Raw genomic sequence first — 13,279 nt, 5'->3', positions numbered from 1 at the left:
TACCTTAATTCTTCTAAATTGCCTGTTTCTGTAGTGTATGCAAGTCAACCGCTTGCACTTCTACTAGCTTACTCAGTTGTGAGGTTAATAAATAGATAGGTTTGTCACTATCTACCGTCATTTTGACGTGGAATAAGTCATCTTGACCTTGTAATTCCAAATTCGTTAAGCGAAATCCGCGATGTCTGGCTACGCGTAAAAAGCGCTCCACTGCGATACTCTGTTGTTTTACTGCAACGGTTAAATGGTGTTTCATGAAAGGCTCTCCGTCATCATTTCATCATTGGCAGCACCAGGTGGAACAAGCGGCCATACGTTTTCTTTATCGTCGATACAAGCATGTAAAATATAGGGCCCTTGCGCATTCACTATGGCGTCAACGGCATCATCTACTTGGTTTGCATGAGTAATTGTCTGTCCAGGAATACCGAACACGGCAGCCAATGAGACAAAATCTGGATTGTCTGACAGGTCGGTTTCACTGTAACGACCGTCAAAAAAGAGTTGCTGCCACTGTCTCACCATACCCAGCCTTTGATTGTCTAATATCAATATTTTAACTGGCAGGTTATTACGGCGGATGGTTGCTAACTCTTGAATATTCATCATGATGGAGCCATCGCCTGATACCGTGATCACCGTGTTGTCTGGACGTGCTATCTGTGCCCCAATTGCAGCAGGTAAGCCAAATCCCATCGTGCCTGCACCGCCACTACTTAAGTGATTGCTTGGATGACTGAATTTCATGTGCTGGGCCACCCACATTTGATGTTGGCCTACATCGCAGCACACTACCGCTGTATTGGGTAGCTTCTGGCTAAGTTGATTTAACAAATACGGTGCAAATACTTTTTCGCCAGGATAGTCATAACGCCATGCATGTTGACGTTGCAGTGCTTCGATGGTCTCTAGCCATTCGCTATTCGTAACCACACACTCAAGTTGTGGCAATGACTGTTTTAAGTCTGCAATAAGCGAAGCCGCTGCGGGTTTGCGTTTACCCACTTCTGCAGGGTCAATATCTAAATGGATCACCTTTGCCCCTGCAGCAAACTTTGCCAAATTCCCCGTTACACGGTCGTCAAACCGTGCCCCGATACATACCAATAAGTCGCATTGCTGAACCGCCAGATTCGCCGCCTGAGTACCGTGCATACCGAGCATTCCTAAGTCATAATCATAATCCGGCGTTACGCTGCCCAAAGCTTTTAGCGTCGATACGGCCGGCATATGGGTCTTTTCTAAAAATTGCATCAGCTGTGACTGCGCATCAGCGCTTTGCACGCCACCGCCAATGTAGGCAACAGGTCGTTTAGCGTCACATAATAATTGATTGGCTTTTGCTACTTCAGTTTGTGAAACCTTCGGCTGTTCGTCTTGTGGCGCAGCAAAAGGATGAAAAGGTACTTTAGCTAACTGGATATCTTTGGGAATATCGACCAACACCGGACCGGGTCGGCCAGACTGCGCTAAGTACATGGCTTCTTGTAATATCTCAGCCAAGTCTTCCGCTCGCTCAACCATGTAGCTGTGCTTAGTACATGACAAAGACATGCCCAGTACATCCACCTCTTGAAAGGCATCCGAACCGATAGCAGCGGTCGGCACTTGCCCAGTGATAGCCAATAGCGGAACTGAATCCATCATGGCATCAGCAAGTGCGGTGATAAGGTTCGTCGCGCCGGGTCCAGAAGTGGCAAAACAAACCCCAAGCTTGCCAGTACTGCGAGCATACCCAACAGCAGCAAAACCAGCACCTTGCTCATGACGAGTCAAATAATGCTTAACTGGCGCGCCATACAAAGCGTCATAAATGGGCATGATGGCACCACCTGGGTAACCAAATACGTGTTTAACGCCTTGCTCTTCTAGCACCTTGATAACAAGTTGTGCGCCGGTTGTTGAATTGCTCATGATCTGCTCTCAGTTGCCTTTTTTATGCCCTAAAACGAAAACGCCCCCCGAACCTTTTGGTGCGGGGGGCGTTTATGCTGATACTTTTCTTACAGCACTAACTAGCCCCCGCGGTAATAATAATCACCACGTTGATAATCACGACTAGTAGAGTTGCTGTTAGTAACATTGCTTGAATTCCGTAAATTTAAACTTGGCAATCATTCAGTGTAAGTACTGTGCTGCCTCTTTTTCTATTAATACCGCGCCTTGCACACTGAAGTCAACACAAAAAACTATGCTATTTAAAATTAAAAACCCGAGTTTAACGCATAAAAAAACCAAAAAACCACAAACTAAAGAATTAAAACAACCACACATTTTAAAATGCGAATTTTCTATTGGTTCAGTTTCGATATAACGAAAAATTTACTTTCCCGATTTGCCCATATGAAATTTTTTCTACCGCCCAAGCGTACTTCATTTTTTAGTGACATTCACATTTCGATATCGCAGACTGACTTTTTAAAACCAACAGGGATCATTACTATGGTTAAAGTATTTTCACCATTGTTATTTATTTATCTTTACTTAAGCCTTTTCAGTAATCTCGCCAACGCAGAAGTTGGCCTGTGGAAAGTAGAAAAGGACAACAAAACGTCGTACTTATTTGGTACCGTCCACGTCGGTGACGAACAAATGCATGGTTTACCAGCCAAGGTAAAAAGCGCCATTGCGAGTAGTGATAGAGTCATGGTTGAAGTGAACTTAGAGGCGCTTTCTCCATTTGCGATCCAACAGCGCTCCATGCCATTTATGCTGTTAAAAAACAACCAAACACTAAAAGATCAGCTCTCTGCAGAAGTCTATCAGAAGCTACAAGACTACTTTTCCAAAAAGCAGATAGATATCGCCTTATTTGAACGCTATGCGCCATGGGCCGTGATGATAACTATGCTACAACTGGAATATCAAAAGCTTGGATTTACCGATACCAATGGCATCGATAAACAAGTAATTGCCTACGCAAACGAAAAGAAGATCCCAATTGGTGAATTTGAAACCTTAGAATATCAGCTTGAAATGTTCAGTCAGCTGAGTATTCATAGTGACGCTATGCTCAAGGAAACATTTGCACAGATGTCTGATTTGAACACCTACTTCTTGGATTTAGTTTCCGCATGGCGAAGCGGCGATTTAGAGAAGTTATCACATTACTATCAGGTAAGTTTTTCGGATGATAAATATGGCAAATTAGCCGAGCAATTGATGATCATTGAACGCAATAATAACTGGGTGAAAATGCTTAAAAAGCAGCTCCCCAATGAATCAACGTTTATTGCCGTTGGTGCATTACATCTTGTTGAAAAATATGGTCTTGTTGAGCAGCTTAAAAACAATGGTTATTCAGTCACCCGACTATAACACTCAGCGCTATCTTGCCAAGAGGTAAGCAGTTTACTTTGTAGGCGTGTTAAACAGATACTTCCATTAACACGCCCTAAAAAAATAAAAATCTTTTTAAACCTTTTCATTTTTATGTGCGACTTACCTTTCAAACACTCTCGTTGAAGGTAAAAAATAATGAAAAAGGTAGCGTTAGTTTTAGCATTAAGTGCAGCGGCAATGACTGCACAAGCAGAAGAATCAAAAACCATTACAGCATCATTCCCAAGCAATAGCCTAGCCGAGTTAGAAGTGGATATTGCCGTAGGTAAAATCGACCTACAAACTTACAACGGCGACACCATAGAGGTCGAAATTTTGGTTGAACCGAAAGAGTCAGACAGTTGGTTTGGTAAACCAGATGTGAGTGAGGCCACCCTAAACAGCAACACATCAGGGGATAAATTATCACTTGAGATCAATTCGGATGATTATGAACTATCTTGGCAAGTTAAGGTGCCTGTTAATTTGGCTTTAGATGTTGAGGTTGGTGTTGGCAAAATTGATATTCAAGATCTTAATAACTCTGCTGATTTAGAGGTAGGCGTAGGAAAAATTAAAATTGAGACTACCACCACCGATTTCAAAAAAGTGTCTTTAGATTCAGGTGTTGGTAAAACGGCAATGTCAGGTTTTGGCAACGTAGAAACTTCCGAAAAGAGTATGGTTGGCTCGACAACAGACTATCGTGGTCAAGGCCAGTATTCCATCGATGCAGAAGTCGGAGTTGGAAATATTCGTTTAAGACGAGACTAAGTCTCCACACTTATTCAGTAATAGCGCCACTTTGCTATGCAGCACATCCGGTTGCAACGGCTTATACAAATGAGCCGTTGCGCCAAGTGCGTAGACCTTATCCAGATCCTCCGCATTGGTATTTGCGGTCACGACCAAAATAGGCACAGCTGGATCTAGCTTTCTCAAACGCTCAGTGGCTTCAAAGCCATCCATCACAGGCATATTCAAATCCATTAGCACGATATCAAACTTACCCACCTCATATACTTCAAGGGCACCTTCACCATGTTCGACATGCGTTACCAATTTTGCTATGGGCTGAAGCATTTTTTCAATCACGCGTGCATTTAGTAAATTATCTTCCACCAGTAAAATGCGAGCCGACACCTGCTCCATTGTATGAGCCGGTACCTGTTGATTGTCAATTTCAATAGGGACTCTCAGGATTGCTCTTGTACCGATTGGCTCCCTTGCACTAAAATCTAATCGTCCTCCAAGCGCTGAGGTGAGTAATTGGCAACGCTTCAGCCCTAACTGCGTGCCTTGAAAATGCTCGCTATGCACAGCTTCTCGTAACTGCTGATAGTCGAACCCAGGCCCAGTATCTTCAACGACAAATTCTAAATATGGTGTATCTTCATCTATAACCAAATCCGCAAATACTTGAATGCTGCCACGCTCAGTAAATTTAATTGCATTATTAACCAATTCACTGATCAACCAACCAACACGCTTACAATCACAATAACAAGTCACATCTAACTCATTACTCAATGCCAAATTAAAAGCGAGAGATTTCTTGTGTGCGGTTAGTTGAAAGGCGATACAAGCTGACTTTATTACTTCTCGCAATGCGACTTGATGACGCTCAATAACCACTTCTTGCTCGGAAAGGTTATTAAAGTCTTGAACCGAATAGAGTAATACATCCAATTGATTTGCTGCGCTTTTCACATGCTGTAATTGCTGCGTGTCTTTGCTCCTCAGATATTCATCTAAATACCCCTGAATGGCCTGCAATGGTGTTCTTAGCTCGTGACTAACGCGTGCTAAAAATCGTGATTTTGAGTGTAATGCATCGTCAGCAAGCTTTCTTGCCGCCTCTAATTTATCGAGTGCTTCAGCAATTTCTCGCGCCATTGGGCGAAATACAAGTTTCGCTTCTATAAACAGTAGCAACAGTCCAAGTAGCCAGATTAACAATTCTATTTTCCTCACCATCTCTGTTTTACTTCGCGCATGCTGCTCGAATAGTGAAACGGCATCATTCAGGTTTGGGAGTATATGCTGAGACGCAGTAAAGATTTGCTCCATTAATTGAGGAGTGGATTGCTGTAACCGAGACCTTGATAAAGTGACAAAAGTAGTACTTTGCAAATCCAACTGCACCGGCCCTTGGTAGTAAAGCGCTGTAAGCGCCTCATTCAGATAAATAGCCTCTCCACTACTTTCTGTTTTAGTTAAAAACTCATGATTACTTTCAAACTTATCAATGGCTTGACGTAGCGCTTCACTATCTCGTTGATTGTCTTGCGCACTATATAGCGCGATACGTTGGGACAACATCCGCTGCATACCCGCAATATTAATTACGTGTGCATCTAGGCTCTGCTGATACAGCAAGTACTGCATAATCCCCATCGCCATCGACAGCAATATAGCCATAGCTAGTAACGCCCCGATATAGCGATTTTTAACTTTACTTATTAACGACATATTTTTGTTTTTCATCTCATAGCATTGTCTCAGCGGCAATGTTAAGTGTAGTTAACAATCGTATTATTTACAGTCTGATGCTTGACACCTAGACGGCCAAAATGTTTCAATGCGCGTTCACCCTATTTAGATAGTTTGATGCTAAGGCGTCAAATTAAGGGCTGGAAGAGGTGCGTTATTCAGGTAACTAAGTGAAGGAGAGCAAACTCCGTTGCAGCTTAGTGAGGGGAATACACGCCGAGAAATTGAGTTATTGTTTGCTAATACTCATTTCGGGCGACTGGGCTGAATCCCAGCGACTGTCACCAACATACTTGGTGGAGAGCTTCTGGTCTTAGAAAAATAAGGCCATTGGCTGCCTTATCCTTTTTAAGTCCATTGCTCTTCGAATTTTAACGGTTCGAAGTTTGGACACCCTCCTAACTCCGAACATGATTTAAGTTCGGTAGAGATGAAATCACAATTCAACTTATCTGACTATCCGTTGTGGACGGCTTTAGTAACGCCTTTTGATGCTGAAAATCAGGTTGATTTTAGCACATTAACGACGCTTGTACGCGATCAAGAGCAAGCTCGTAACGGTATTCTTTTACTAGGCAGTACCGGCGAAGGCCTTGCGCTTACCCAACAAGAGCAGCAGCAAATCGTTGAGTTTGTTTGCCAGCTCGCCCCGAGCGTACCGCTCATGGTTGCCGTTGGCGGCAGTAATCTTGAGCAGCAAACACAATGGGTGCGCTTTTGTAATACACAACCCATTCATGCGCTCTTACTGGGCTCACCAATCTACGCAAAGCCCGGCAAAGTTGGTCTGGCACATTGGTTTAGTACACTACTCGATGAGAGCCACAACCCTTGTATGCTCTACAATGTACCTGGTCGCAGTGCTGTTGCTATCGCCCCTGAACTACTCGGCGAACTAGCTTGCCACCCTAATCTGTGGGCACTAAAAGAAGCCAGTGGTGATATTGCCACCTTTGAAGCATTTCGTCAGGCAGCACCTGATGTCGCCATCTATAGCGGCGACGATGGCTTAATGCCCTACTTTGCACAAGCAGGTGCAACGGGTCTGGTGTCTGTTGCAGCAAACGCATGGCCACAGCAAACCGCAGAATTTGTAAGGCGCTCGTTAAGCGGCACCTCTCCTAATTTATTTACCACTTGGTCAGAAGCTGCAAATAGCTTATTTGCAGTGGCAAATCCCATACCAGTCAAAGTGTTAATGCACTTGCAAGGGAAGCTCACAAGTCCAAACTTGCGCCCGCCACTGACACATTTGGAACTCACCCATACCGATGCGATCACTCGCGCGAACGAAACTATTTTATCTTGGAATTAAGGCAGTAAACATGAGCTGGTTAACCCTACTAAACGATTTAGAAAATGGCACAGTACGTGCGGCAACACAGGATGAGCAAGGCCATTGGCATGCTAACGTAGAAGTAAAACAAGGGATCCTTGAAGCATTTAGAAATGGCGTAAATACGGAGTTCCCAGGTGGATTTGTTGATAAAGACAACTTAGCACCACGCGGATTTGCTGCCCAAGATGGCGTTCGTATGGTTCCTGGCGGAAGCAGTGTAAGACGTGGCGCTTACGTTGCAGCCGGCACAATCATTATGCCACCGGCTTATGTCAACATTGGTGCCTATATTGATTCAGGTACTATGGTAGATAGTCATGCGTTGGTTGGTTCTTGCGCGCAAATTGGTAAAAATGTGCACCTTAGCGCAGCTGTGCAAGTAGGTGGTGTATTAGAACCAGTTGGAGCAAGTCCTGTTGTTGTTGAAGACGATGCCTTTATTGGTGCAGGCTGTGTATTGGTTGAAGGGGTTGTTGTTAAACGCGGTGCCGTATTAGCACCGGGCGTGCGCCTTTCAGCAAGTATTCCTGTCTATGACTGCGTGAACGAGCGCTTGCTTGACAAAGGTGAAGCCATCCCTGAAAACGCGATAGTGATCCCAGGCTCTCGTCCAGCCTCAAGTGAGTGGGCGCGCGAGCAAGGACTAAGTATGTCATGCGCACTTATCGTAAAATACCGTGATGAACAAAGTGATGCATCACTGGCGCTGGAAGAGGTTCTACGCTAATGACTTGGTTGAGCACGTCACAGCGAACTGCAGCTGAGGCATTGATCCAGCAACAAGATACGCCATTCTTTTGCTACGATTTAGATAAGCTAAGTGCACATGTTAAGCCCTTAGTTGATCAGCAAATCGTTAAGCTTTGGTATGCCGTAAAAGCGAATCCGTTATCACATATCATTCAAACCCTAGATAACGCTGGGTTTAACTTTGATGTGGCATCTAGCGGCGAGCTTGATCAGGTGTTATCTCAAGGGATCGCACCTGAACGCGTGCTCAACACAGGTCCTGCCAAATCGCTAAAGCAGATCCGTCATTTTGCCACACAAGGCGTACGTATTTTCGTGGCTGAAAGTCACAATCAAGTACGCTGGTTAAATCAAGTGGCCGAACAGTTTGAGCTTCAATTTGAAGTTTTACTGCGGGTGCAGTTACGCTTTGATAAAGCAGAGCACAATCCACTTGGTGGCAATACGCTGACTCCTTTTGGTCTTGGCGCAGAGCAGTGGCAAGCCCTAACTTTAAGTGACTACACCTACCTAGACTTTGTCGGACTGCATATTTTCCAGTGGGGCAATATGCTCTGCAGCGATACGCTCGCTGAACTTTGGCAGGCCATGGTTGCACCTTTAGTTCAGCTCGCTGCTGATTTAGGGATTACTCTAAAGGTGCTCGACTTAGGTGGCGGCCTTGGCATTCCCTATGATAGGCAAAGCCCTTCTCTCGATTGGCAGAAATTATTAGACACGCTCGCATTGATAAAATCCGCCACGCAAGTGCAAGAATTATGGATGGAGTTAGGCCGCTATGCGGTTGGCGAATGTGGTTTTTATCTCAACCCTGTGGTGGAACAAAAGCAAAACTACGGTGCACAACAACTGATTGTCGCAGGCGGTGTCAATCACCTGCTGCGTCCGGCCGTTACCGGACAAGCTTTCCCCGCTGAATTGTTACGCCAGTCTCAAGCTGAGGCCATAGACTTTCATATTCATGGCCCACTTTGCACAGCATTGGATAAATTAGGCACCCTAGCCTTACCAAGCGACAGTGCCGATGGCGATTGGCTTGTTTTCAGTCAGTGTGGCGCTTACGGCTACACCGAAAGTATGCCGTTCTTTTTATGTCATGAGCTCCCTGCAGAGTACATCATTTCAGCTGGAGAAATCAGCTGTGTCCGTGAAGCAGAGCCCGCTTCAAGTTATTTGAGGTAAACATGAATACCATTACACAACAACATATTCAGGTTGGTGAAATTGCCAATGGTCTGCCTTTGACTATTCCAGTCTATCGCATCAAAGGCGATGGCAGTGGGCCTAAGGTGTATATTCAAGCGAATATGCATGGCGCCGAGGTGCAAGGTAATGCAGTGATTTATCAACTGCTGGAACAGTTGAAGCAATTGTCATTAAAAGCGGACATCACCCTAGTGCCTTACGCAAACCCGATTGGTTGTAATCAGAAATCTGGTGAGTTTACCTTAGGGCGTTTCGATCCAATTACGGGCACGAATTGGAATCGAATGTACATCAACCATTCCGGGTTGGTTGCCGAGTTTGTGGAGCAAAACCCGACGCTATCAATAACAGAAATCGCTCAGCAATTTCGCCAACGATTAGTTGAGCGCACCCAAACACTACTTGATGGGCCCTTAGATAGGTTGACGACAGGTAAGCGCATCGCCTTGAATTTACAGCGTCTAGCTCATGAGGCTGACATTGTTTTAGACCTTCATACGGGACCAATTTCAGCAAAACACCTGTATTGTCCTGAGTATGCAAAAAACAGCGCTCGATATTTTGATATTCCACATGTGTTACTTATTCCCAGTGACTTTGATGGAGCAATGGATGAAGCCAGTTTTTGTCCATGGTGGAACTTGCAGCAAGCCTATCAGGCTATAGGCCGAGAGATCCCAGTATTAACCGAAGCGTTTACGGTTGAGCTTGGCTCTCAAGAAAAAATTGATTTAGCGGAAGCATTGAATGACGCTAATAGCATTTTGAGCTACCTGAACTATAAACAGGCCTTTCAAGATGCACACTTTATGCCGCAAGACATCACCCGTTACGTCTGTCGACTAGAAAATTATCGCGCCTTTTATGCCCCAATGGGTGGTATGGTGGAATATACGGCAAAGCTTGGAGAGCATATCAAGGCGGGTCAAACCATCGCCAAAATTCTCAGAATGGAGCGCTATTTATCAGAAACGCCCTTAAATGAGATCAAGTTAGACGAAGATGCCATCGCCATTTTGCACTTTGCCTCTGCTAGTGTGAATCAAGGTACTGAGCTTTATAAGTTTTTTACTCAAGTTGAAACGCTTTAACTTGAGTACTTTTATTGCGTGAGAGTAAGTCAAAGCAAATAAGCTCTGCTTGTTTAGCTTAACGCTTACTAAGGTATGGCGGCGATAGCCGCCACCTTTTTCTTATTCGACCGTATTTTTCTTTCTGACATTTTTGACCTTCGAGATTCATTTCCCTTTCATTATCATTGGTTAATAATGTAATCAATTGTACTTACTCTCGGCGCACACAGGATGAAACTTACACACTTATCAATACCGGCTTTGGCCTTGCTTACCTTTCCACTTTACGCTCAAGAAGCCCAACAGGAAGATGAAATCGATTTAGTCAAACAGTGCGTGCTAAACGCGGTATTAACTGGAGAAAAAGATAAAACCATAGAGCAGGTCCGTACCGAATGTGCCGAGGCTGATGCAGATAAAACCTTAAGCCAATTAGATAAACGCATGGCGCGCGAACGTGTAACGGAAAAAAACCGTAATGTATTAACACCACATAAGCGTAACTATATTTTGCCAGTTTCTTATATGACCAACGTCAACAGCAGACCATTCGACGGTCTAAAAGCCATTGACGATGAAGACGGCGAGCCAATCGACAACTTTGAAGCCAAATACCAAATCTCGTTAAAAGCGCCTATTTATAAAAACTTTTCGGATAAAGATCAGGCAATCTATTTTGCTTTTACGCTGCAATCATATTGGCAGCTGTACAACAAAGATGTGTCTTCGCCATTTCGTGAAACCAACTATGAACCAGAAATCTTTTGGATTAACTTTTTAGATGATGAAAACGTGCTGTGGGGCGATGAGATGGCCTTTGTACTTGGGATTTCCCACCAATCTAACGGTCGCAGTCAACCAAATTCCCGCTCTTGGAATCGTATCTATGCGAATTTTATCTGGGAAAACCGAGGCTTTGTATTCAGCTTTAAACCTTGGTATCGCTTACCTGAAGACGACAAAGAAGATGCCTTGGATCCACGCGGAGACGACAACCCAAACATCGACGAGTACTTAGGTCATTTCGAGTTTAGCGGGGTATATCGCCACGAGGAGCATGAGTTTGGCTTTATGTGGCGCAATAACTTAAACAGTGATAATCGCGGTGCAATTCAATTAGACTGGTCATTCCCGATTTGGGGAAGGCTGCGCGGCTACGCACAATACTTTAATGGCTACGGCGAAAGCTTAATAGACTATAACACACATACCCAAAGGCTCGGTATTGGCGTGCTACTCACTGATATTCTTTAAGCGCATTCGAATACAAAAAAAGCTCTGAAAACTCAGAGCTTTTTCGTTTGGAAAGCTGAGAATAATTCTCAGCTTATTGCGGTTTAATTACCACAAACTGTCCCTCAAATTTAGCAACTAGCATGTCACCATCATAGACATTCACTGGCACCACATATTTTGCTTTGCCAGCCGTCTCTAGCGCTTGCAATTCACCTTCACAGTCCGCAATGGTAACCGTTGCCGCTGGTGCCGTGGTTAAAGGTTTTAGATATTTAATATTGGCGTCAGCCAACACAATATCTCCCTCTAACCCAAGCTCTTTAAGTGCTAAATAAGTCGCCCCCCAGCCCGTTAGCGTCGCCATGCTATATATAGAACCTGCAAACATCGAGTTGTGTAAATTGAGGTTCGCTTTTAAATCAGCCTTAGTGGAAAACTGCCAATCTGTATAGCTTTCTACTTTAATCCCCATCGCATCACTGATTGGAATAGACTCGCGCCAAGTATTTTGTAATACATGGGTCCAATCTGGCTGCCTAAACCAGCCCGGCTCTGTAGGTCGTTGCTTTACCATCTTCCAGTGCTGCACATCGCCATAGGCTAAGTGTGCCTTTTCAACCACTTGATAGCCATGACGTTCGTAAAATGATAACGCGCGCTCGCGAGCATACAAAACCAGCTCTTCTGCTTTTTGCGTCCACGCAATAACCTCAAGCTCGTGTAGCAAACGACTACCTAAGTGATGACCTCGATGCCCTTCTGCAACGGCCATATAGCGTACTTGTGCTTGCTTATGATTGTTAAAATGGAGCCTAGCTACGCCTAACACTTCACCATCATTATTTTTAATGTAGCGATGTTCAGCTTCTTGTTCTAAATCATCCTGTTCGCTGCCACGAGGTTGATCCCATGGCGCTCTTAACACCTGCCAGCGTAACTGGTAATAGGCTTGCCAATCTTCGCTGCTTTGTGGTGAGGTTACCTCAAACATCACTGACTCCTGTTTTGTTATTAGCCTGTTAAATGACTTTGAATCTAGTACGGATACACCCTACAAGATAAGCTCAGTGTAGGGAATAAAATGCGCCAAAACACTTATCCCTTAGTGTAAAAACTGGTGGACAAGCTGGCATTCACAAAATCCTCGTCTATGATGATGTTATCATGGGAGAATTTATTACGCATTCAGGCACTATCAGCAACGATTTTGTGGACCGGAGCCACCAACTAGGACACTTGCTATATTGGCATAAACAAGGCAGAAATAGCATCCAAGTGCGGCAAGAGAAATCGTTGAGATGGCTTCTGATAAACAACACATTACAATCCGTTGTGGAGTTAAACCACCCGGAGCACTTGTTATTTCCTCATTTAAAAACATTCGCGAGTCGCTGGCAGCAAGTCGCCCCGCCGACCAGCGTACTGGAGCTGGGTCTTGGCGCAGGTGCAATCCGTGATTACCTCAATGCCACTTATCCAAATTGTCATATTACCACCATAGATAACAACCCAGATGTGATCCATTGTTACAAACGCTACTTTGGCGGCGACCCTTTGTGCGATGTTAATTGTGTTGATGTATTTAAAGCGTTGCAACAAGGCAAACGCTACGATTGGATAGTGCTCGATTTATTTAGCGAACTTGAGCCCCCCATCTTCTTGTTTCAGCACCAGTTTTATCGCCTACTCAGAGCTGCTATTAATGATGGGGGCCGACTGTATATCAACTTTTTAACTGAGCATGAGTCGCAGCTCAAGCAACTTCAACACTTATTAATTACCAACTTTGGTAAAAAGCCCTTTATCGAAAAAGTGCCGGACTACGCCAACATAATTATCGAGGTTAAACGCTAACACTGGC

At 44.4% G+C, this 13,279-nt stretch carries 12 protein-coding genes and 1 riboswitch; of the genes, 8 read left to right on the top strand and 4 right to left on the bottom strand.

Going from position 1 to position 13,279, the window contains the following annotated elements; genetic code table 11:
- Window positions 1–13 precede the first annotated feature (13 nt).
- Together ilvM and ilvG are read right to left on the bottom strand one after the other, a co-directional pair.
- Complete coding sequence (gene ilvM, locus PNC201_RS01230; RefSeq protein ID WP_010376329.1) at window positions 14–256, bottom strand: acetolactate synthase 2 small subunit; 243 nt, start codon at window positions 254–256, stop codon at window positions 14–16.
- Window positions 253–1,914: an acetolactate synthase 2 catalytic subunit gene (gene ilvG, locus PNC201_RS01225; RefSeq protein WP_102055913.1), complete on the bottom strand. Its 1,662-nt coding sequence runs from the start codon at window positions 1,912–1,914 to the stop codon at window positions 253–255. The genes ilvM and ilvG overlap by 4 nt, the downstream gene beginning before the upstream one ends.
- Before the next feature lie 528 nt (window positions 1,915–2,442).
- Here ilvG and PNC201_RS01215 point away from each other — a divergent pair.
- Together PNC201_RS01215 and PNC201_RS01210 are read left to right on the top strand one after the other, a co-directional pair.
- Window positions 2,443–3,318, top strand: a complete 876-nt coding sequence (locus PNC201_RS01215) for a TraB/GumN family protein (protein ID WP_102055911.1) — start codon at window positions 2,443–2,445, stop codon at window positions 3,316–3,318.
- A 159-nt stretch (window positions 3,319–3,477) separates the two neighbouring features.
- Window positions 3,478–4,095, top strand: a complete 618-nt coding sequence (locus PNC201_RS01210) for a hypothetical protein (RefSeq protein ID WP_102055910.1) — start codon at window positions 3,478–3,480, stop codon at window positions 4,093–4,095.
- Here PNC201_RS01210 and PNC201_RS01205 read toward each other — a convergent pair.
- Window positions 4,081–5,808: a response regulator gene (locus PNC201_RS01205; protein ID WP_102055909.1), complete on the bottom strand. Its 1,728-nt coding sequence runs from the start codon at window positions 5,806–5,808 to the stop codon at window positions 4,081–4,083. The two genes, PNC201_RS01210 and PNC201_RS01205, sit on opposite strands and share 15 nt — an antisense overlap.
- 142 nt (window positions 5,809–5,950) lie before the next feature.
- Window positions 5,951–6,129: riboswitch (Lysine riboswitch) on the top strand.
- A 115-nt stretch (window positions 6,130–6,244) separates the two neighbouring features.
- Here PNC201_RS01205 and dapA point away from each other — a divergent pair.
- The 5 genes from dapA (at window position 6,245) to PNC201_RS01180 (ending at window position 11,436) form a co-directional block, all read left to right on the top strand.
- Window positions 6,245–7,129 (top strand): 4-hydroxy-tetrahydrodipicolinate synthase, encoded by an 885-nt coding sequence (gene dapA / locus PNC201_RS01200; RefSeq protein WP_102055908.1) that lies wholly within the window; start codon window positions 6,245–6,247, stop codon window positions 7,127–7,129.
- Between the two features lie 10 nt (window positions 7,130–7,139).
- On the top strand, window positions 7,140–7,880 hold the full coding sequence (locus PNC201_RS01195; RefSeq protein ID WP_010376345.1) for a 2,3,4,5-tetrahydropyridine-2,6-dicarboxylate N-succinyltransferase: 741 nt from the start codon (window positions 7,140–7,142) through the stop codon (window positions 7,878–7,880).
- Window positions 7,880–9,085: a PLP-dependent decarboxylase gene (locus PNC201_RS01190; RefSeq protein ID WP_102055907.1), complete on the top strand. Its 1,206-nt coding sequence runs from the start codon at window positions 7,880–7,882 to the stop codon at window positions 9,083–9,085. The genes PNC201_RS01195 and PNC201_RS01190 overlap by 1 nt, the downstream gene beginning before the upstream one ends.
- A gap of 2 nt (window positions 9,086–9,087) precedes the next feature.
- On the top strand, window positions 9,088–10,200 hold the full coding sequence (locus PNC201_RS01185) for a succinylglutamate desuccinylase/aspartoacylase family protein (RefSeq protein WP_010607758.1): 1,113 nt from the start codon (window positions 9,088–9,090) through the stop codon (window positions 10,198–10,200).
- Between the two features lie 213 nt (window positions 10,201–10,413).
- On the top strand, window positions 10,414–11,436 hold the full coding sequence (locus PNC201_RS01180) for a phospholipase A (protein ID WP_102055906.1): 1,023 nt from the start codon (window positions 10,414–10,416) through the stop codon (window positions 11,434–11,436).
- A 73-nt stretch (window positions 11,437–11,509) separates the two neighbouring features.
- Here PNC201_RS01180 and PNC201_RS01175 read toward each other — a convergent pair whose 3' ends face one another.
- On the bottom strand, window positions 11,510–12,409 hold the full coding sequence (locus PNC201_RS01175) for a bifunctional GNAT family N-acetyltransferase/hotdog fold thioesterase (RefSeq protein ID WP_010607756.1): 900 nt from the start codon (window positions 12,407–12,409) through the stop codon (window positions 11,510–11,512).
- A 173-nt stretch (window positions 12,410–12,582) separates the two neighbouring features.
- Here PNC201_RS01175 and PNC201_RS01170 point away from each other — a divergent pair, with 173 nt between their 5' ends.
- The gene (locus tag PNC201_RS01170) at window positions 12,583–13,272 is read left to right on the top strand and encodes a spermidine synthase (protein WP_010607755.1); all 690 of its coding nucleotides are present in this window, start codon (window positions 12,583–12,585) and stop codon (window positions 13,270–13,272) included.
- Window positions 13,273–13,279: the final 7 nt, after the last annotated feature.

This window comes from Pseudoalteromonas sp. NC201 (assembly GCF_002850255.1).
Taxonomy (GTDB): domain Bacteria; phylum Pseudomonadota; class Gammaproteobacteria; order Enterobacterales; family Alteromonadaceae; genus Pseudoalteromonas.
Note: the sequence above shows the minus strand (reverse complement) of the source record. Positions and strands in the feature narration are given on the sequence as shown.